This is a genomic window from bacterium (genome assembly GCA_020444065.1).
Lineage (GTDB): Bacteria > Sumerlaeota > Sumerlaeia > SLMS01 > JAHLLQ01 > JAHLLQ01.
Genome location: JAHLLQ010000003.1, coordinates 468,693 through 490,079 on the forward strand (window position 1 = coordinate 468,693; position 21,387 = coordinate 490,079).

The 21,387-nt window shown below is 61.0% G+C and carries 15 protein-coding genes; 3 read left to right on the top strand and 12 right to left on the bottom strand.

What is annotated here, in order from left to right; translation table 11 throughout:
* Window positions 1–216: 216 nt before the first annotated feature.
* On the top strand, window positions 217–873 hold the full coding sequence (cysE, locus tag KQI84_09640) for a serine O-acetyltransferase (GenBank protein MCB2155137.1): 657 nt from the start codon (window positions 217–219) through the stop codon (window positions 871–873).
* 280 nt (window positions 874–1,153) lie between these two features.
* Here the strand turns inward: cysE and KQI84_09645 are convergent, their stop codons facing one another.
* From KQI84_09645 to KQI84_09660, 4 genes are all read right to left on the bottom strand, one after another.
* Entirely contained in the window at window positions 1,154–3,268 is a 2,115-nt protein-coding gene (locus KQI84_09645) for a glycosyltransferase (GenBank protein ID MCB2155138.1), read from the bottom strand.
* Window positions 3,265–3,618 carry a DUF3470 domain-containing protein gene (locus tag KQI84_09650; protein MCB2155139.1) on the bottom strand — a complete coding sequence of 118 codons (354 nt, stop codon included), beginning with the start codon at window positions 3,616–3,618 and terminating at the stop codon, window positions 3,265–3,267. The genes KQI84_09645 and KQI84_09650 overlap by 4 nt, the downstream gene beginning before the upstream one ends.
* Window positions 3,513–4,598, bottom strand: a complete 1,086-nt coding sequence (gene apbC / locus KQI84_09655) for an iron-sulfur cluster carrier protein ApbC (GenBank protein MCB2155140.1) — start codon at window positions 4,596–4,598, stop codon at window positions 3,513–3,515. Before apbC ends, KQI84_09650 begins: the two co-directional genes overlap by 106 nt.
* A gap of 74 nt (window positions 4,599–4,672) precedes the next feature.
* Complete coding sequence (locus KQI84_09660) at window positions 4,673–6,412, bottom strand: formylglycine-generating enzyme family protein (protein ID MCB2155141.1); 1,740 nt, start codon at window positions 6,410–6,412, stop codon at window positions 4,673–4,675.
* Between the two features lie 188 nt (window positions 6,413–6,600).
* Here KQI84_09660 and KQI84_09665 point away from each other — a divergent pair, with 188 nt between their 5' ends.
* Window positions 6,601–7,059: a hypothetical protein gene (locus KQI84_09665; protein MCB2155142.1), complete on the top strand. Its 459-nt coding sequence runs from the start codon at window positions 6,601–6,603 to the stop codon at window positions 7,057–7,059.
* 82 nt (window positions 7,060–7,141) lie between these two features.
* The gene (locus KQI84_09670) at window positions 7,142–8,266 is read left to right on the top strand and encodes a hypothetical protein (GenBank protein MCB2155143.1); all 1,125 of its coding nucleotides are present in this window, start codon (window positions 7,142–7,144) and stop codon (window positions 8,264–8,266) included.
* Between the two features lie 653 nt (window positions 8,267–8,919).
* On the opposite strand, the gene KQI84_09675 is transcribed toward KQI84_09670, so the two are convergent.
* The 8 genes from KQI84_09675 to KQI84_09710 form a co-directional block, all read right to left on the bottom strand.
* Window positions 8,920–10,716, bottom strand: a complete 1,797-nt coding sequence (locus tag KQI84_09675) for a hypothetical protein (protein ID MCB2155144.1) — start codon at window positions 10,714–10,716, stop codon at window positions 8,920–8,922.
* 509 nt (window positions 10,717–11,225) lie between these two features.
* Window positions 11,226–12,332 (bottom strand): acyltransferase, encoded by a 1,107-nt coding sequence (locus tag KQI84_09680; GenBank protein MCB2155145.1) that lies wholly within the window; start codon window positions 12,330–12,332, stop codon window positions 11,226–11,228.
* 81 nt (window positions 12,333–12,413) lie between these two features.
* Window positions 12,414–14,102 (bottom strand): tetratricopeptide repeat protein, encoded by a 1,689-nt coding sequence (locus tag KQI84_09685; protein ID MCB2155146.1) that lies wholly within the window; start codon window positions 14,100–14,102, stop codon window positions 12,414–12,416.
* A gap of 5 nt (window positions 14,103–14,107) precedes the next feature.
* The gene (locus KQI84_09690) at window positions 14,108–14,653 is read right to left on the bottom strand and encodes a hypothetical protein (protein ID MCB2155147.1); all 546 of its coding nucleotides are present in this window, start codon (window positions 14,651–14,653) and stop codon (window positions 14,108–14,110) included.
* A 112-nt stretch (window positions 14,654–14,765) separates the two neighbouring features.
* The gene (locus KQI84_09695) at window positions 14,766–16,859 is read right to left on the bottom strand and encodes a TIGR00300 family protein (protein MCB2155148.1); all 2,094 of its coding nucleotides are present in this window, start codon (window positions 16,857–16,859) and stop codon (window positions 14,766–14,768) included.
* 157 nt (window positions 16,860–17,016) lie between these two features.
* The gene (locus tag KQI84_09700) at window positions 17,017–17,868 is read right to left on the bottom strand and encodes a hypothetical protein (protein ID MCB2155149.1); all 852 of its coding nucleotides are present in this window, start codon (window positions 17,866–17,868) and stop codon (window positions 17,017–17,019) included.
* 176 nt (window positions 17,869–18,044) lie between these two features.
* The gene (pruA, locus tag KQI84_09705; GenBank protein MCB2155150.1) at window positions 18,045–19,640 is read right to left on the bottom strand and encodes an L-glutamate gamma-semialdehyde dehydrogenase; all 1,596 of its coding nucleotides are present in this window, start codon (window positions 19,638–19,640) and stop codon (window positions 18,045–18,047) included.
* A gap of 59 nt (window positions 19,641–19,699) precedes the next feature.
* The gene (locus KQI84_09710; GenBank protein ID MCB2155151.1) at window positions 19,700–21,175 is read right to left on the bottom strand and encodes a proline dehydrogenase family protein; all 1,476 of its coding nucleotides are present in this window, start codon (window positions 21,173–21,175) and stop codon (window positions 19,700–19,702) included.
* Between the last annotated feature and the right edge of the window lie 212 nt (window positions 21,176–21,387).

Consider the following 21,387-nt stretch of genomic DNA (forward strand, 5'->3'; position numbering starts at 1 on the left):
GGAGGGCCATTGAATGGCCCCAGGCGACCGGAGGGAGCCTGGGGGGATCATGGTTGGGCTCCCGGTCCCCGAAGGGGGCCAAGATGCCCCCCCCGATGACCCACACGGTTGAAACCCTCGCTTGAGCCGCACCGACCTCGGCACGAGACTGGCAACCGATCTCGGCGGAGGAACGCAACGATGCCTCATCGGCGGCCGTTCTGGCAGAAAGTAAAGATGGACCTGAAGGCGGCGTTGACAAACGACCCGGCCGCCCGCGGGCCGTTTGCACCCATCGAGATCCTGCTCACCTACGCCGGGTTCCACGCGATCCTCTGTCACCGGATCATCCACCAGATCTATCGCCTGCACATTCCCGTGCTGCCAAAGGTCCTGGCTTGGCTGAATCGCCTGATGACCGGCGTTGAGATCCATCCCGCGGCGAATATCGGCGGCGGGTTTTTCATCGACCACGGAAATGGCGTCGTGATCGGCGAGACGGCCATCATTGGCGACTACTGCACGATCTTCCACCAGGTGACGCTCGGCGGTACCGGAAAGGAAACCGGCAAGCGCCACCCGACGCTGAAGAACTACGTGGTCGTCGGTACCGGAGCCAAGATCCTCGGAAACATCACGATTGGCAACGACGTATATGTTGGCGCAAACAGCGTTGTGCTGACCGATGTGCCGGACGGCTGTACTGTCGTTGGCATCCCCGGCCGCATCGTTCGCCAGAAGGGCAAACGTCTCCACCCGGCGGCCGCGCTCGATCACATTCACCTTCCGGATCCCGTGCGCGATCTGCTGCGTGATATGCAGGATCGGGTCGACAAGTTGTCTGAAGAAGTGAAATCGCTGAAATCCGGAGAGCCGCCCTCGGAAGAGGGTTAGGTCGACTCGCGGTGTTGCACGCCTTCAGCGTGCGGCGTGTTTCACTTGAGATCCCAGGGCGACGCTTCTGCGCCCGTTTTCGCCAAAGCGAGACCGAACGCGTCGCTTGCCCCGGGCTGTCGGATGTTCAAGTCCTTCGGACTTTCCTCACATTGCCAAGATGGTTCCCCGCCGAAGAATCCCAACGGGATTCGACATCACACAGCCCAGGGTCAGCGAGCTTTGCGAGCGCCACCCTGGGTACGCGACCCCATGCCCGATGCACCCTGAAGGGGTGCAATTATAGCAACTCCGCCACCGCTCGCATCACATCATCCGGTTGAATGGCCAGAACCTGCACGTTTGCCGGCAGACCGCGGCGTTCGCTGTCGAAGAGATCGTCCGGCGCACACCGAACCGTCCGGAACGGCAACGCCGTCTCCCCATCGGATTTCAACCGCGGCATCGGTCCCCACCGGAATTCCTCCGTTGGGCCGAACAGGATGACCGCAGGCGTGCGCACGGCTTGCGCCAAGTGAGCCGGTCCGGAATCGGGGCCAAGGAAAATCCGTGCGCGCTTCAGCAGTGCCGCTAGTTCCGCGCTGTCGAAAATGCCATGCACCGAGACGGCCACGTCCGTCGGCAGATTGAGCTTCTCTGCCAATCGCCGTCCCTGGCGCGTTCCAGCGAGGAGCACACGCAGGCCGTGCTCGTCGCAGAGGCGCCGGGCGATCTCGCCCCAGCGCTCCAGATCCCATGACTTCCAATGACCATCCGGACCATCCAGGTGAATGACGGCGAATTTGTTCGCCTTCAGCCCAAGCCTATCGAGCACGGAATCGACGCGGCGGCCGGCCTTCTTCGAGGGCTTGTATGTCGGGCGAGTGATCTTTGTTTCGATCCCGAACGGTGCGGCCAGGTCGAGGAGCGCGGCGACCTCCGCCTTGCGAAGCGACTTGAGAACCCGCTTCGAGGCCAGATCGTACCACAACTGCTGCTCAAGCCCACCGTCGCGATCCCAGCACACCACAGGGGCGTTGGTCGCAGCGAATAGTCCGAGCGGCGGTGCGCCATGGAAGTACGTCACCACGATTGCATCCGGCTGGGAATCCTGGACGGCTTTCCAGACCCGCCGGACAGCATCCGGCGAGCGCTTCGAGAGGCTGCTCGGCAAGACGGTGAGTTCATCGATCTCGCGGCGGCTTCGGAAGAGCGGCCCGGCAACCTCGCCGGTCAGAAGCTCGATTCGCGTGTAGGGCAACGCCGCGCGGAGTTGCTCCAGCAGGGGCATCGCCAGCACCGCATCGCCAAGGAAATCGTAACAGACAACCAGCAGACGCCCCGGCGGGTCATCGACAGTCGGCAGCGGCGGGATGGGCTTCATTGCGTGATGCAGAAAGGCAGCCGGCTGGCGCAGCAGCGGCTTCGCCTGGCTGGCGATCACTCCGGCGGCCGCACGACCCAGTAGGGCCGCTCGTTCCGGCACGGACACCGGCTGGCCGACGGCTTCGCGGGCCGATTTCAGGAGCGACCACTGGCGGCGCGCCCACGGCATGTGTCGCGCGATTGCCTGGCCCTGTGTCAGCGACTCCTCAAAGAGCAAGTCGCGCCCGATGCGGAAGGGAAGGCTGGCCAGATCGGCGGCCGCTTCCGGCAGATCCGCGCGCGGCTCCTCGCGCTGCCAGTGCGCCGCGCCATCGTGGCGGGCTCGCGAGGCGATCGCTTCAGAGGCGAAGCGCTCCGTCGGAATCTTGTGCCACACGATGGCTGTTTGCTCGACGGTGCAACGAACGCCTTCGCGCCGCAGCCGGCGCCACCACTGGGCGTCCTCGCGGCCGATCGCATAGTTCTGGCGAGATTCGCTGCCGTGCAGACGCCCGCCCACTTCGTGGAAGGGAAAGCGCTCCCAGACGTCGCGACGGAACGCGAGGTTGGCGGTCTGCGGCAGAATCAGTCGTCCGGCCAGATCGCTGAAGAATGCAGGCGGAGACAGCCCGACGAGCCAATTCAGATCCGGAGAGTAATCCGGCGGCACCTCATGGTGCTCGGCGGGCAGGACAGCACCACCGACCGCTTCCGCGTCTTCCAAGGCTGCGGCAAGGCGCTCCAGCCACCAGCGATCTGCATCGCAGTCATCGTCCAGGAATGCCACAAACGGCCCGGCGGCCGCGGCGACTCCGCGATTACGCGCCTCGGCGAACCCGGACTGGGGACATTCGATCATCTTGAGGGGGAACGCGTGCTTCTGGCCTTCAAGGGACTCTCGCGTGCCGTCTTCCGGACTATTCAGGACGACCACGACCTCGTCGGGTATGCGTGTACCCTTGGCCAGAGTCTTCAACGTCTCGGCCAACAGGTGGATGCGATTGGCTGTCAGGATAACGACGGAAATCCGGGGACGATCCGGCGCAGTCACGAGCGGTTAACCTTCACCAGTGTCTTGCCCACGAACCACACGAGCCAGAAGCAGACAAACGCGATGGCCGCTGCAATGCGCCACTCATCGACGAACACGGTGACAGTCAGGGCGGGAAGAACCCCACCCAGCCCGACGAATTCCAGAGCCATCCCCAATCGCCTGCGCGATTGGCGTTTGGGTTCATCCGCGGTCGCGGGAATGGGGCTCTCTGCGTCGGGCATGGGTGGGCGCTTCCGTGTGATTACTGGCCAGGTATCGGGGCAATTGGGGCGCCCGGTCCCTGTGCATTGCGGATCGAGACCTTCTGCGCCACCTTCTCGGCAATCTTCCGATAGATGTCGTAGTATTCGGAGTCCTTCTGCCCGGCGATCGGGTTTCCGCCATCCATCGAGCGACGAATGTTGGAATTCAAGGGCACGGCGCCCAGGAACATGTCCTCGCCCATCGCATCGGCCGTGCGTTCGCCGCCACCGCTATCGAAGACTTCGTCCCGATGACCGCACTGCGGGCACAGGTAGTAGGACATGTTCTCGACGATCCCGAGGATCGGAATCTGAATCTGCTGGAACATCGCGATGCCCTTGCGCACGTCCTGCAGGGCGATGTGCTGCGGGGTCGTGACGATGACGGCGCCCGTCACCGGAACCATCTGCGAGAGCGAAAGCTGCACATCGCCGGTTCCAGGCGGGAGGTCGATGACGAGATAATCCTGTTCGCCCCAGACGACGTCGTTCAGGAGCTGCTTCAGCACGCCATGCAGCATCGGTCCGCGCCAGACGATCGGCTGATCCTCGTTGACGAGAAAGCCCATCGACATCACCGACACACCGTTCGCGCCGATGGGGACGATTCGGTTTTCGACAACTTTCGGACGACCGGACACGCCAACCATCGCGGGGATGTTCGGCCCGTAGATATCGGCGTCGAGAAGGGCCACCTTTGCGCCGAGCTCCTTCAGTGCCACCGCCAGGTTCACAGCGGTCGTGGTCTTCCCCACGCCTCCCTTGCCGGAACCGACGGCGATAATATTCTTGATGCCGGGGATCGGGGCTTTGCCTTCGCCGACGGCTCCCTGGCGCACATTCGCGGACATGGTAATGGTGATCTCGCCGACGCCTTCGATCTTGGCGATCGCGTTCTCGCATTCGCGACGAATGTGATCCTTCAAGGGGCAGGCCGGCGTCGTCAGTTCGATCTCAGCGGAGACGTTGCCGTTGTCGTCGACCTCGACGTTCTTCACCATATTCAGTGTGACGAGGTCTTTCTTCAGGTCAGGATCATCAACCGTTGCCAGGGCTTCCATGACGCGTTGCTTCATATCGGTCATTCTCTAAGTACTCCATCCATCCATAATAATTGGTCCGTAAGCACGACCGGTTGCGGGGCAGTCGTCAAGGCCTGTTACCGGCGCCGTTTCTGATCGTTGTCCGGGGAAACATAGTAGCGACTCCGGTTAATCTCGGTCTCCACTGTCGTCATCGTGATCAGGGGCATTCGACGTGTCAGGACGCGCACAAAATCATCTCGTGTTGTGTCTTCCTTCATGACGACGACGCGATGATCCCGGAGTCCGGAGTTGTCGAATTCCCAAGCCGGCCCGCTTGGGTCTTCTGCACCGACGTAGCGCACCTCGATGCGCACCTTGCCTCCGCCGAAATCGTCGACCTGCAGGGATTCACCCGCTGGGATGGTCGCTTTATGCTGCTTCGCCGGAACCGTACCTGCCGGGATCGACGAAACGGTGACTTCCACCGGCAGGCGCGTGTCGTTAAAGACTTCGAAAATATTCCACATCGCCGTGTAGTTGAGGATGTCGTAGATCTGCTGAGCCTCGACGTCTTTCTCCATCGGCGACAGGACTTCACCATCCTGGGTCGTGACCGTATTAAAGGTCTCCGGTTTGATAATGGTAAACGGATGAGAGTCGGTGTACACCATTCCAAGATAGGCAACGCGATCCAACTGCGATCCGTCTGCATAGGCTAGAATGGCAAGGTTCCGATCCGCAGGTGGGCGAACGATGGTGATCTGGCCGGGGAACATGCGAACCGGGAAATTGTAGAGCAGTTCCTGATCGATGTCCGCAAAGGTCAGCAGGACCATGTGTGGGGTCGCATTCATGACCGGCACCATGCTGGTCTGATTCGTCATCGACCCGGTCATCGCCGTCGGCAGGCCCCTGGTCGGATCGCGGAAGTACTCCTCGACCTTTTCGCTCAGCACTCGGGCTCGATCATCGATTCCAGGGGTTGGTGTCGGAGTGACGCGCTTCTCTGGAGTCGGCGTGGGTGTGGGCCAGGGCTTCAGTCGGTAGACGGTGCGGAATCCGATTTCGTCACGAGTCTGGCCGGGGATGCGCGGAAGACGGGCCGTTGCGCGGCCATCGCCGTCTTCGTAGTAGTTCCCACCCTTCACGACCATCGACTCCCCCTCTTCAGGGCCGCGCGGGTTCTTCTTTCCGGCAGCCGCCTCGTGGTATCCGCGGTCAAAGAAGTCCTTTGTCCACTCGGACACATTGCCCGCCATGTCCAAGACACCGAAGGGGGATTCATCCGCCGTTTGAGTGCCGACTTCCAGGGTCATGGCGCTGCCTCCGGCACCGATCAATGCCGCTTCCTTGTCGGGCTGATTTCCCCATGGATAGAGAAACGCCTCCTTGCCACGAGCGGCGATTTCCCACTCGGCTTCGGTCGGCAGGTCCTTGGCCATGTACTCGGCGTACTGAAGCCCATCGTAGTACGGAATTCCGACTACGGGGCGGCCGTCGTCGAGGAGCTTTTCTCGGCCGTAAATCGTACGTGGCAAGCTCGCGCCCGTCACCTGGGCGAATTGCTTGTACTGCGCGTTGGAGACTTCGGTTTTGTCGATGTAGTAAGAGCCGATCTCGACGGTGACGGCGGGTCCCTCATCGGGTTTGAAACCGACATCCGTGGGATCATCGATACCGATCTGATATTCGCCGGCAGGAATCAGGATCATCACACTATTATCCCGTTGCCAGATGATCTCGCGGGGCAGCTTTCCAAAGTCGGATGTCTCGACCATTTCCGTGCCGGGGACAGGCTTCTGGGCGAAGGCTGCGCCGCAGATCAACATCACGACAGAAATGAGAATCGCGGAGCTTCTATGCAGGGCTTTCATAGCAATGGCATCCTGGGGGCGGTTTCTCGACCAAGCATCGCCCACGAGATTAGGAGCAGGGGGGCAAGAACGAAAGCGAAAAGGGGTATTGTAATGCGAGTTTGCAAAGATTTGACTTGAGTGACATGCGGTATAATGTTCATGTGACTCTGTCCGGGGAAAACTTATGCAATGGAGGTTTCAGCGGAATGAGATATAGACCAATGCTTTTGCTGGTGCTGTGTGCTGGCTTGTTGGCAGTAATGCTGCCGCCGCTCCACATACGCGCCAGTTGCCCTCCGAAGGCGCCCCAGACTCCCTGGAATTGCGATGGTATCCAGGAGAAGTCAGCGCAAGATCAAATCTGCCAGGGCGAGGACGAGACGTGTCCAGCCTGCATCACCGCGTCAGATACTCCACCGACCATCAAGGTCAACTTCACCGACAATGTTCTGCATGAATGCACCGGCCTGTTCATGGGATCGGGTGATTGCAAGGGGTCCCTTGCCGTAACCTGCTACGATGTGTACCAGTGCAACTACCTGAGTCCTGCCGTTGCACGTTGTGATCCGGCTGGATGCAATATTCTTGTCGTGGACTATTGCCGCCAGTTCGACGATGCCACGTACAGTTCGACGGTCTACGGGCCGGATTTCTGCTGTGACTGATTGAGATCAAGCGATTGCTTCCCGCGCAGTATTCCCGGACGGCGGGAAGCAATCGGACAATGCGCCAATTGGGAGGAATGCAATGCTGAAGCACATTTACAGAAGCTTGTATGGGGTAAGAGTGAATAAGGGTGGCTTGATGTGGGCACTGGCTCTGGGGATTAGCGTCGGATTCGCACCCGTGACAGGGCTTTCGCAGGTCGATACCGACAAGGGCCTTCAATCCGTTCCTGGTGGGCAGGATGAATCGAGACAAGATCGAGAGACCGCACGGGAGACTGCCCTGGCGGTCTTCCTGGACGCATCAGAATGTGAGCGATCCATCCAGACATGCTCCAAACCGCTTAAGGCATCTATCCATCTTGTTGAATCATCTTCTGCAGTGCTGACTTTCTCCAGCAAGGATGGTTCAGCCCCCGAAGTCGAAGTTCCTTGGGTCAGGGAGTATTTGATCGAGACGCACCTAGATCGAGGTCAAGGGTGCATAGTATCACTGATTTCTCGGGTAGCGGAGTCATTTGGAGCCGATCCCGTCCAGACCGCTTCCACGCAGGTCCTGCATGCTGAGATGAGAGGAAACACGATCCGTCTTATGCCCAATTACAGAGCCGGGATCAGTCAGTTGTCACCCTTCGATGATGTGAACGAGTTGGAGAGACTTCAGGGAAACCTGATCATAGATAGCGAGAGATTGGGCGATCCACTTGCCCTGGGATGCTTCGCTCGCAGTCCGATTCATCTGCGCTTGGATGACTACATCGCACGCTTTCTTTCTCCAGGCGCGCCATTCTCCGAGAATACCGCTGTCAGAATTCTCCCGGGCCTCACCGGCGAAGTGGAGTTCGAAATCACCGTGACGACAGATCAAGGAAAGATGAACTCCCAGGAACGGTACCGATATCGTTCATATCTTGGGCATTGGTATTTGATTGCCTGGGACTTCAGAGTGCCGGGAGAAGGGGTGGTTGATTCCGGGTCGTGGGACTACGGTGTATTCGTGCATCCTGATGGAGAATCCGCTGTTCTGCCGATATCGCGGTGCTACACCACCAAAATCGATGGGCGTGTGAGCACTCAGCAGGAGGAGGCTTTCTCCATTGAGTTCCTTTCCACTCCGCTGACTCCGGAAGAGTCGCTGGGTTTGATTGAGACTTATAAGAGCGATGCGCAAGAACGAGGCGCCCACCTTTTCCAGCTAGATGAGTAGGATCCACTCTTCAGGTGCTCGGTTCTTGGCGAGCCTGTTCTGGCCATCTTGGTAGTTGGGCTGACGACTCGGAGGAGCGCCCTGTAGAGGAGGTCTGGAAGGACAAGAGTCTTGGATCGACTGAGTTCGGGATGCCTTCGCTTCTACCCGTTTGCCGAGCCCGGCGCCTCACTTCTAAAAGACGTTCAGCCGCGAATGACTCTCGTCATTTCGGCCTCCGTTGCTAGGCCACGACCGTGACTCTTTGCAATAGGAACTGTCCCCCGGAGAAGGCGGATCAGAGTCCAGGGGCAAGCAGATCAGCAAGACGATCTCGCTCTGTACGCATATTTCCCAGTCTGCAACCCATGCCATGTGACCGGCGGGCCTCTTTCGGATAGGAGATGGATATCTTGATATGAGGACAAGGGAGCCTTGCCCGTTGAGTTCCGCAACGATGCAGTTGATTTGTCTGTTCTCAGGTTAGAAGACGATCAGTGGGGATTTCTCCAAGTCACGCTTTGTGAGGTGCGATGATGACGATCACAGACATCGGCAGGTCTCTTTAGTCCCCATACTCATTTGGATGGAGAGACACAGCAAGACCCAAAGAAGAAGGGCGGCTCCGGAGAGCCGCCCTTCGTTCGGTCAAGGGTTAGTGGTTGTTACCTGCCTCAGGGGCAAGCGCTCGCCGGGGCCGCCGGGGAGTCGAACGTACGGACGGTCACCTGATCGATCCGGGTGATGCCGCTGTCGTTGACGCCGCTCAGGAACGGCTGGAAGGCGAAGACGTCGAACGTGATGTTGCCAAGCCACGTCGAGCCTGTCAGCATCTGCGGCTCCATAACGATGGAGAAGCGCTTCGAGGAGGTCTCGAGTGAGTTGAGCACGCTCGCGGCGTTGTCGGAACGGAAGTTGAAGTGCGACGTACGTCCCGCGCCAGCGCCACCAACATCGGTCTGGCTGCCGTTGACACCCAAGCGAAGCTCGGGAAGGTCGACACTCGGTGTCGGTGCGGACATCCAGATATCAACCCACAGCAGCTTGTCGTTGCCGACGCTGAGGAAGTTCTGGAGGCCGTCGCCGTCCGAGATCCACGTGCCATAGGTCATGGCCGTGCCGGTACCATTCAGGTTCTGGATCAGAGCCGTCGTGCCGGAGCCCGTGGTCGTGATCGAGCGGGTCGGGTTGATATTCTGGAAGCGCCACACACCGCCGATATCGAAGGTGGTCGGGCTGGCAGCCGGAGTCGGCTGGCCACTGGCTGCGACCATCGCCGGGTTACCAGCGTTGTACACCATGGTCTCGCCGGTCAGGCCGTTCGTATCGACCGTGAAGATTTCAACCTGGCTCAGAGTGGCGTCGAGGGCCACAGTCGGGGTGAAGTCATAAACGTCGAAGAACAACTGGGCGTCGCCGGTGGCATGCGCGTACGCATACTGACGGAACGCTCTCGGCGTGGTGTTCGGGCCGCTGTTGTTGAACTGGCCTTCAACCCAAGACTCATGGGCCTGGCCAATGCCGTCGGTCGAGTTCGGACCAACGCGGACACGAAGCGTCGCGTTGTTCAGCTCGTTGCCGGGGGCGTTGTCGCCCGCGATCGTCCAACGGAACATGTACAGGTTGCCCTGCGTCAGGGTCAGGTTGCCAGAAGGCAGTGCCCAGTCAGCCAGCAGGTTCGTGCCGTCGACCTGTCCACCATTGCCGGTACCGGCAGTGACGGAGGCGGTGGCGGCGGGAGCCGGGCTGGTAGCGGGGCTCTGCGTGAGGTCGTTGGCGTCGCCACTGACGGTCGGCAACTGATAGCCGGCGGTCAGGAACGTCGAGGCGCCTGCGAAGATCCAGCCGTCGAACGTGTCGTAGCAGTCGACCGGCGTGAAGACGCCAGTGGACTCGGACAGACGATCGAGCGTGCCGTCGTTCGTGGTGATAACGGAGAAGGACTTGAAGCCCAGACCGCTTTCTTCCTGGTCAGTGACGAACATCGTGATGATGGCTTCGTCATTGATCGAGCCCGGATCCGCATACGGAGTCGCATTCGGCTCGGGGCTGTACTGCACATTGCGGAAGTCAAGGGCATCGCCCGTGTCCACATTGTAGCCATCCAGAAGGATGTCGGCAGTGGTCGGCGGCAGCGTGGCGTAGCCAAGGTTGCCGTCGATCGAGATCGTCTGCGCGCCACCCGTCAACGGGGTTGACGGAGAAGCAACAGTCGACTCTGTGAAGAGGTACTTCAGTTCAGACGCCGGAGAGTCGGCATCTGATACGTACGACGCCAATTCAAACGCGTCGCTGAACCGGAAGAGGTTCTGCGTCGTGTCCGTATTGAAGTCGAAGGTGTCCGAAGTCATCTTGTCGGTCATGAATACAGTGGGGATCTCGTCGACTGTGGGGCCGACTGCAAAGACACTACCACTGACCAGGGCCGCAGCAAGGACACCTAGGGTTGTTTTGGTGAACCCTTTGCGCATTAGGACAGTTCTCCTTTCTCTAGGAAGGAATCTCCAAGGTTCCTCTGAACCTCGGGGAAGAGCAGGGGGTGCACTTCACCAAATAGCCTGTTCGTTGTGGGGAACGTCCTCCTCGCGTGGGAATTTCCGAAAGTCATAGATTTTGTGGTCCTTCCACCGGACTCAGTGTAGCTGAGAGTGCTCGCTCTTCGGCTCCGCCATCGTCAACTCCAAAATAGCTTCGGAGCACTCCATAGACCAAACCCGCGCCTTTTTCCACGAGTCTATCCTCTGTTTGAGCACCTTCCGCCCCGCCTGTCAACCGCGATTTGGGTGGGAAGAATGCCTGCCAGCGGCCTCAACGCATCTTCCGAGAGAGCCGTTTTTTCAAGCATTTTCAATTATTTCCACATGTAGATACCAGGGGGCCGCCCACCCGCCGATCCAGATCCGCTTCAGAATTCCGGACCCCCATTCCCGCCGTCCCCGTTCCCGGACAATCAATCCGGAATTTCTCTTCGATTCTCGCATCACACTCCGCCCCCAGGCTGCTTGACATGGTGGCGTTGAGCGATCACCGAGCGATAGCCCAACAGCGGCTCCTCGATCAGTTTCCAGGAGATCGTCGCGACCGGGATCGAGATCGCCGCGAGCACAATCGCCCTCAGCCACGGCAGGTCGTACAGCGTCGGCCAGAGGAAATCCAGAGACCGGGAAACGAAGAAGTGGTAGAGGTACAGGCCGTAGCTGATCCGTCCGACGAAGACCAGCGGGCGCCAGTTCAGGCTCCGCGCCAGCACGCCGGGGCGCTCCGGGTTGTCCGTCAGCAGCGTTCCCAGCATCCCGAATGGCACCCACGCCACGATTGTATACAACAGTCCAAGAGAGAGGTGGTTCGCCAAAGGCGTGACCGCGTAGGGTTGTACTCCGGCATAGTCGTAGAGCATCGCCGCGAACAGGCAGGCCGCCCCAAAGAGCAGGATGTACCGGGAAAAGATTCGAAACCAGGCCTTGCCGTAGAAGCTTGTCGGCAGCGAGGCCAGCAGGCCGCCGTAGGCGAAGCTGTCCATCCGATAGGGGAGCAACATTTGCAGAGAGGCGAAACTTCCCTCCGGGGGCTGAATTGCCCGGAGGATGGGCGACATAAAGATCAGAATCAGGCAGATTCGGGGCCGCCAGGCGGCAGCCGTTATGAAGATCAGCACCGACCAGAAGACGTAGAACTGCTCCTCAACCGCAAGTGACCACGTGTGGATAGCGAGTGGGTTTTGAGGGCCTCTTGCATAATAGAAGTTCTGAAGCGACATGAGCTGGTAGCGGAATTCCTCCCAGCTTGAGACCCCAGCGAAGTAGGGCACCGTGATGCACATCAGGTAGATGGGTAGGATTCGCAGGGCTCGGCGCCAGTAGAAGTCCCGGAAGTAGATCGGGCTCTCGCGCCGCCGGATCAGCAGGCGCGTAATCAGAAAGCCGCTGAGGACGAAGAAGTAGTCCACGCCGATCCAGCCGAAAGGCAGCAGATGGTGCGAGGCGTGGTGGACAAGAACCAGCAGAACCGCAATGCCGCGAATACCGTCCAGGCTCGCGACCCGGCGGTCGAGGGCCATCAATTCCGACGGATCGTTCCTTTGCGGCATGGGGGCCTCGTCGTTGCTGTCGAGCCCGCTGCGGCTGGGCACGAGCACGGCGCGAACCCGGGTGAAGTCAGGTCTGGGGGCTTACTGGCGCGAACGCATCTCCACGAGCCAGCTCTCGACTTCCGCTTCGCGCACTCCGCCGAGACGCAGGTAGGTCTCGAGTTCCTCAATGGCTTCGTCCAGATCGCCGTGCGATCCGTCGATAGCCAGGGCGAGGTTCAGGTGCGCCGGGGCGAATTCCGGATGGCTTTCAACCAGCGGCCGCAATTCGTCGAGGGCCCGGCCGTAGGCCTTCTGGCGCAGGAAGAGCGCGCCGATGTTGTTCTGGGCCCGCGGATCGTTGGGGTCGACTCCCATGGCATCGCGATAGCGACCCTCGGCGGCCAATTCACGGCCGATTCGAGCCAGCACGTTGCCCCATTTCAGGTAAATATCTGCGTTGTTCGGATCCAGGTCGGCCGCCCGGCGATACTCCTCGAGGGCTCGGCGCGTCCGCGTTGTTTTCGCCAAGGATTCCGCCAGGTACAGATGGGCTTCGGCATTCTCCGGTTCCATGTTGGCCACCTGGGACCAGGCCAGAACGGCGTCGCTCCAGCGGCCTTGCTCGGCAGCCAGAAGTCCGGCCTCGCGCAGGCTTTCCACGTCGTGAACCTGCTCGCCGGTCAGCTCCGGGAACACGGCCGCGCGGACTTCTTCCGGATCCAGGCTCTCTGCGCGCTGACCCACGGGGCTGTCGCCGCCCTGAATCAGGCTCGCCAGCGAGGAGCCGATATCGCCGGCCCCCGACCTTGTGCCCGTTTCCGCCTCAGGCGGGTTCTCGTCCTTCGCCAGCGTCGCTTCGGGCGTGGGCTCCGGCGTCTTCTCCGGCGTTGCCTCAGGAGTCGGGACGGGAGTCGCCGTGGGCCTCGGCTCGTCCTTCATGCCTTCCATCACTGCTTCGCGTGCCGCGTCCGACGGCCGATCTTCCGGAGAAGATTTGGGCATTTCGCGGGCTTCATCTTCGTCGAAGGTCGGCGGCGGAGGCGCCATCGGTGTCGACTCAACCCGGGGGCGAGGCGTTGGCGTCGGGGCCGGCGTCTTCTCCTGGGTCGGCCTCAGAGTCATCTGCTCTTCAGTCTGATCGTCGCGGTTTGAGGGAGTCGCTGGGACTTCGGCCACTTCGATCGGTGTTTCTTCCACGACCGGAGTCGATTCCACGGCCGGCGTCTTTACCGGCTTCGGCCTTGCAATCTCTGTGGGTTCCGGCGTGGGAGTCGGCGCCGGCGTGCGGCGCGAGCTCTCGATCGTCGGTCGCTTGATCGGTGTCGGCGTGGGTTCTGGCGTGGCTTCCGCCACGACCGGTTCCTCGTCGATAGGCAGCTTCAGGCTGGGCGGCTGATCCTCACGGGCCAGCAGTCCCTTCTCGATCAACTGCAGGCGAGCGAGCTCCCGCTCGGCCTCGGCCTGCTCGTAATCCGGTGCAACTTCCAGTGCCTTGTCGAAGTAGATCATCGCGCGCTCGGGTTCGCCGAGCAGGTTGTACGAGTGGCCCACCTTATAGTAGAAGGCAGGGCGGGGCGAAAGCTCCAGCGCCGCCAGGTACTTTTCCTGGGCGGCGGTGTATTCGCCCACCGCTTCAAGATCCTGGCCTTCGGTGAAAAGATCGAAGGCCAGTGTGCGGCGTTCCTCGTAGATGCGCTGGCGATCGGCGGCGCAGCCCGTAAGGCCGGCAAACCCGACGGCCGTCAGCAGCACCCATCCAAGCGCCCGAGCGCGAAATGTCAGCTTCATGAAGATTACCTGTGGTCAGCCTTGTAGACGAGCGCGCCGTCGCTGAAAGACACCGACCAGTCGCCCTTCTCGAACATTTTCTTGTAGATCCAGATCTCGCGGGCCGGGCCGACTTCGTACTGCTGGAAAAAGGCCTCCGACGGGTAGCCGTACTGGACGAGGTAGCGATCGCTGTCCATCAGCGGTCCCTCGAAGACCAGGTCGTTCTGGATGAACTGGCAAAGGACGTTGCGATCCCAGTAGACCCACTCGGTGAACGTCTCATCGCTGCGGGCGTCGATGCCCTCGCGCATGTAGTCGGGCTGGCCGTGGCGCTGCAGGACGCTCTTCTTGTCGCCTGTCAGAAGATCGTCCTGATGGGCCTCGACCTTGAAGAATGCCTGATCGTTCCAGCGGTAGAAGTAGTCAACGGCAGGACGGCCGGTGTAGCGGCGGAACTGCTCCGGTTCGCCGGATGCCCATTGGAAGCGAGGCACACGGTTCGTGTTACAGCCAGCCATCAGAACGGCCAGCAATACGACCCCGAGGATCGGGACGATGCGTCGGTACATCTCAGGCTCCTTGGTTCAGTCCGGCGATTTGGCCCTGACGGACTGACAAGGGATGATTGATGCCACGGCCCTGGGGAGGTCAAGCACGGAAGGGGTTTTTTAGCGATTCAGGCTACAACTCCACCGGCTCCATCTGCAGTTCCGCCAGCTTCCGGACCAGCAGGTTCAGGAACAGGCCCACATCCGTAACGACCGGCGTCGAATCCATCGAGCCGCGATCGGCCAGCTTCGTCGCGACTGTAGGGTTGATGTCGACGCAGACCATCCGCACTCCCGCTGGGGTCATATTTCCAACGCCGATCGAGTGCAGCATCGTCGAAAGCATCAGGATCATGTCAGCCCCATCGAGAAGCCTGGCGTACTCCGCCTGAGCCTCCACGAGGTCCATCCGCGTGTCCGGCAGGGGGCCATCGTCGCGGATTGAGCCCGCCAGGCAGAAGGGCACGCTGGCCTGGACCAACTCATACATCAGCCCGCGCTTGATCAGGCCCTGATCCACTGCAGCGGCAATGGAACCGGCACGCCGCACCGCGTTGATCGCGGCCAGATGGTGCTTATGACCGCCATTGACGGTGATTCCGCGCTGGAGATCCACGCCCAGGCTCGTACCGAACAGGGCGCGCTCGACGTCATGCACGGCGACCGCGTTGCCGCCCAGCATGGCTCCGACGTAGCCGTTTCGTACCAATTCACAGACATGGGGCACACCGCCGGTGTGAACAACGATCGGCCCGGGAACGAGCACGATCTTGCCGCCGCGCCCGCGGATCTGGTCCATTTCCCAGGCGATCGCGTCCACGGCGACCTCGACGCGGCGCTCGCTCGACACCATCCCCGACATGAAGCGGAACTCGCTCGGGTCTTCCTGGACCTCGGTCTTCGGGTGAATTCGGATGCCGTCGATGCCGCAGACGACCATGTCGCCGGTTCGGAGGTCGCGGATCAATGTCACGGCTGCCTGGCCATCGCGAACGACGATCACGCCGTCCATGCGCTGGCCGGTGGCGCGAATCCACTCCTCCCCGACCAGGACATCTGTGGGATAAATCGTCGTTGCATAGAAATCTTCCGGGGCCACGCCGTCCTTCTCGACAGACACCAGGCGAGCGGGGCGATGCTCCGGATCTTCCAGATTGCCGCCCTTTTCGAGCATTTGTGGCACGATCTCGTTCAGAATCTCGGGCGAAGGGGCGCTGACGGCCAAGCGAATGCGCGATTTGTCGCCGCGGGTCTGGCCGGCGTGGAATTCGAGCGTCTCGAAGTTGCCGCCGTTCTGGTGAATCATATCCATCACCATCGGCAGGAGCCCTGTGTCGAGCAGATGGCCCTCCATCGTGACGATGCGACGAACCAGATCCGTCTTGTGCGCCGGGTGCCGCTTGAAGGGCTCCTCTGTCAGGCGCAGGCTGAGGCATTTGCAGCTTCCGCCGGCCTTGATGAATTCGGTCATCGGCGTGCGGACGACTTCAAAGCCCCACTCGTTCAGCTTCTGCTGCAACTCCTGCGTGCAGTTGTTCAGAATGACGGCATTGCCCGTGTCGATCGCGTTGCAGGCGAAATGCACAGCGTCGCGTTCGCTGAGCTCGAAGCGTCGCTCGGCAGGCACAAGTTCCTCAATCTGCCGACGGGCGTGCTCTTCGAAGGCCTGCGCGTAGTACATCAGGTACCCGCCCGTCAGTGGCGTGAAGCACGTATCCAGGTGGTAGAAGCGTTCGTCGACGAGCCGCAGCGGGACGACTTCGATGTCGAGTTGCTCGGCAATATATTCGCAGGCTTCCAGGCGCGTGCGGAAGCCGTAGCCCATGAAGAGGCGCTCTGCCCCGCGATCGAAGAGCGCATCGCCGGCGCCTTCGAAGTGGAGCCCGCGCGGCATCTCGATGACCTCGAAGCCATTGCGCTCGAACCAGGCCTTGTTGACCGGCTCTTCTTTTTGGCGTTCCGGGTGGCGAAAGTGCGAATTCACCGCCTTCTTACCGTGAACCAGCCCCGCGTTCGCCGTGAAGACGAGGTCGGGCACGCCTTCTGCCGGATCGAGAATCTTGACCGTGGTCCGTTGGCCGACCTGGGCGTGCAGCGCCTGCCATTGCGCGCGGGCTTTCTGCACATCGAGTCGTTCGGTGTTCCCTTCCATCCAAGGGTTGATCACGTAGTCGACGGCGAAATACGTCGGCGGGCACATGAGGATGGAGTGACGTTTCGGGGCCATGGGGGCGCTCCTCGGAGAATTTGGACCGCTGAAGCAGGGCTCCAGCATTCAATGGGGGCAAGCGATGCTCACCCCATCCGGCCGGGACGGGCCGGGAGGATCGGCATGCGATTCTCGGGTGGGGGAGCGCGAAGCGGGGCTGTCGCACTCCACAGTGTTACATCAGCGGCTCGATAACGACGGCCGCCAGTGCGCTCGGGTTGTCGTTCAGATGCATGACCGCTGCCTTGCCACCCAGCAGCGTCAGCTTCTGTCCGCCTTCCTCGACCAGCACGGCGCCGTCGGGCGAAATCGCCAGTGCCTTTGCGTCCGGGTTCAATCCCAACTGCGGCGCCAGCCATTCCTGGTCGGACATCGGATCGTTCATCACGAGGATGATCCAATCGTTCAACAATCCCAGGCCTTCGCGCGCTTTCCAACGCGTTTCGGCCGGGGGCGTGTAGTCTTTGCGCTTCGCATCGAGCACCACCGCGCCGAGCATCTCGGCGCCGGCGCCGGATCCGGCGATCACACCGCCGCGAGCGCTGAGTTCCAGGGTTTGTTCCCAGACCTCGGTGGGGGTTCCATCTTCACGAACCAGGCAGGGCAGCAACTGGGCCGAGCCCGCCAGCCCGGAGTAGAACCAGACGCCCGCCGCGCCGTAGAGGATGTCGCCATTCTCGCGCGATTCCGTCCGTGCACAGTTCGTGTACGGCACATCGACCGCCTTCACAAAATCAGAGCGGCCGGCGGATTTCTCGAGAATCGACGCTGCCTCGCGCAGCGGATCGGCTGGAGAGATCGAATCGGTCGGGACGAGAGCTGCGCTGCCACCCGCCAGGCGCTCCGCGAAAGCCGCGGCCGCGAGGCCATCGGCGGCATCGATGGAACCAGCCAGGATCACGGCTCCGGCAGGAGGAGTCGCCCGCCATGGTGCATTCTCACCATCCACGAGGTCCTTGTCCTTTCCGCCACACGCAATAACGAGGGTGGCGAGCACGATCATCGACAAAATCCGGCACGGAAACATGGTCTGGCTCCTTCGGAGGAGGGGTATAAGATGCGCAGTTTCCTTCATCGGACCCACGGGCCCGCCAAAAAGCAAGCAGCCTTTGCGGTAGCGATGACGGGATTAGGGCGGTGGAGAGGGGAGCCGGCGACCGACTCCCCTCTCCATTCAGTCCCCACTACTCGTCCCTGCTTCTCTTACTCGTCCAGCGGCGCAATGCCGTGGCGCATGATGTTCTCCGCACAGGCGCGGGCGACCAGGAATTGCTTCAGGTAATCCGGTCCGCCGGCTTTCGAGCCGATGCCTGACAGTTGGAAGCCGCCGAACGGCTGGCGCCCGACGATGGCTCCCGTGATGTGGCGGTTCAGGTACATGTTGCCGCACCGGAGTTGCACCTTGGCCTTCTCCAGGTGACTCGGCGTGCGCGAATGCAGACCGCCCGTCAGCGCGTATTCGCAGTTGTTGTGGATCTCAACCGCATGCTCGAAGTTCTTCGCTTTGATTACCGAGAGCACAGGGCCGAAGATCTCTTCCTGTGCCATGCGGCTGTCGGGATCGATATCGCCGAACAGTGCGGGAGGGACGTAGTGCCCCTTCTTGGCGAGATCTTTGCACTCGCCAACGAACGACTCCGTCCCTTCTTTTTTGCCCAGTTCGATGTAGCTCATGATCTTCTTCTGAGCCGCCGGGTCGATCACGGCGTTGACTTGGCAACCGGGGTCCCACGACTCGCTGATCTTCAGGCTCGCGACGCCTTCCTTCAGACGCGCCATCAGTTCGTCGTAGACGTCCTCGACAACGATCAGACGCGAGCACGCGGAGCACTTCTGGCCGCTGAAGCCGAAGGCGCTGTAGAGAATGTCCGGCACGGCGGCATCGAGATCCGCGCTCGAGTCGATGATGAGGCCGTTCTTGCCGCCCATCTCGGCGATCACGCGCTTGACGAAGGCTTGGCCGTGCTGCGTCTTCGCGGCTTCTTCGATGATGTGGAGACCGACTTCGCGGCTGCCCGTGAACGCGATCATCTGGACCTTCGGCGAGCGCGTCAGCTTCTCGCCGATTTCCGCGCCGGAGCCCGGAAGGAAGTTCACCACGCCGGCCGGAAGTCCACACTCCATCATGATTTCCATAATCCGGTAAACGACGAAAGGCGTTTCGCGGCTGGGCTTCCAGATCACTGTGTTACCCGTCACAAGTGCGGCGGACATCATGCCCGTCGGGATTGCCATGGGGAAGTTCCACGGTCCGATCACGCCGACGACGCCAAGTGGCAGGTAGTACAGTTCATTCTTCTCGCCGAGCAAATACGGCTGCAGGTGTTCGCGGTCGCCGATGCGCATCATCTCGCGCGCATAGTACTCGAGGAAATCGATGCCTTCCGCGGTATCAGCGTCCGCTTCGCGCCAGGGCTTGCCCGCTTCGAAGACCATAAGCGCGGAAATCTCATCGCGGCGCTCGCGCACTTTCGCCGCCGTGTCGAGCAGCAACTGGGCGCGCTCGGCGGGTGTTGTCATCGACCACGTCTTGAAGGCTCGCTGGGCCACTTCAATCGCTTTGTCCGCCTCTTTCTCGCCGGCATACGCGCACTCGCCCAGGACGATCGATGTGTCGCTTGGGCAGGTAACTTTCAGTTTGCGCTCGGTCTTCACTTCCTTGCCGCCGATGATCAACGGCGCGTTGATCGGGAAGGACGCCTTTACCTTGTCGATGGCCTTCTGAAAGGCCTCGCGCACTTCGGCCTTCGAAAAATCGCGCAGCGGTTCATTGCGGAATTCCGTCACCGGCTTGCGCATCGGATAGCCAACAGCCGGGGTCTCCAGCTTCTTGCCGTTCTGCTTCTTAACCTTCAGCATCATTCTGTCTCCTTGGGATCCGCCAAGAGTTTATTCTCCGCCACGTGCTCGGTGAAGCGTTGGCGGAGGAACGATTCATTCGAAGTGTTCTCCAGGATGCGGCGTACCAGGTACGCCATTCCCGGAATCAGTTCGCCGCACGGAACGTAAATCCGTACAGGCAGTTTCATGGTACGCAGAGCTTCAGCAATCGGGCCTGCCATGCCGAAGAGCATCTGGATTTCAAAACGCGAAGGCGGCACTTTCATCTCTTTCCGCAACGCCAGCGCATGCGCGATCGAGCGCACGTTGTGGCTGGCAATCGCGGTGCGAACCAGGTCGTGATTCTCGAGCAGCAGTCGCGTGATGCGCTCGTACATCGCATCCGTCTCGCGTTTCTCCGTGATGACCGGCACCGGCCAATTCTTCTGTCGCGCCCAGATCTGCTCACTATCCCAGTACGCGCCCTTCACGAGGCGAATCGTGATCGGCTGATTGTTCTCGCGAATCCATGCGAGGAACTTCCGCGCCGAATCTTCCGCGTCCCGCAGGTAAGCCTGGAATACTGTGCCAAGGTTCTCGTAGCCGCGGAATTCCTCTTCGCTCAGCAGTCGCTTGATGATTTCCAGCGTCATGTCGCGGTGCTCGTACTTCTCCATATCAATATTCACGAACGCACCGGACTTCTTTGCGGCACGTAGCAAGGGACGCACGCGCGAGAGAACGCTCTCCGCCGTGCCATCGATATCCATGGCGTCGTACTTCGCGGTGAGGGAACTCAGCTTGATCGAGATATTCACGCGGGGGCCGCACTTGAAGCGGCGGGACTTCTCGGGCCAGGATCCAAGCAATCCGCCCAGGTTCTCGATCATATCCTTGTAGCGCTTCGCGTAGGCATCCGCTTGGGAATCGCTGATCACGAATTCGCCCAGCAGATCGAGCGAGAACATGAAGCCGCGCTCTTCCATGTTGCGAATTCGGGGTGCCACGACGCGCGGATTCTCGCCCGCGATGAACTGCTTGCCCATCGTGGCGATCACCTTGCGGCTGGCCCATGCGAGGGGCCGCTGCGTGAACCCCCGACCGCGGCCCAGGAATCGCGCGATGGATAGCAGGCTCGTGCCGCCGCCGTGTGCGAAGGACGTGCTGCTGAGGTATTCCTCCAGGTGCTCCGCCAGGATTTTCGGATCGCGCAGCGCGGGATACACGTCGACGAAGTGCAACATTCGGAACTTCAACTCCTCGTCGTGCATCATCGCGCGCATCAGTTCCTTCTCGATGCGTTCGCGGCCGATGCCGCTGCTCTCGCGTGCCCGGACGCGGCGGAAGATCTCGCGCCCGAACCGGCGTGTGGATTCCTCCACCCGAAGGCGTTCGAGATTGAACGTCGGCAGCTCCGGGCTCGGTCGGCGGGGCTTCGGCTTGATCGGCTGGCTGGCTACCTTGCCGTTGTGCTTGCTTGGATTTTTGGTTTCAGTCGCCATCGTCGTGCTCACTAGCACCTCCGTTCGGCGGAATTCACGTCGATACTTTCTACCCACCGGGGCACAGCAGTGCAACGTGAATAGGAAAGCCTATCCACGGCGTGCCCTGCGTTCGCTTGTTCGAGGTCGGTGTTCACAGGTCCGGCGGGCGGCCGCGACGAAAGCGGAAACGGCCCGGCTGGCGAGCCAGGCGTTCTTCGCCCGTCCGTTCCCTGGTCCGTCTC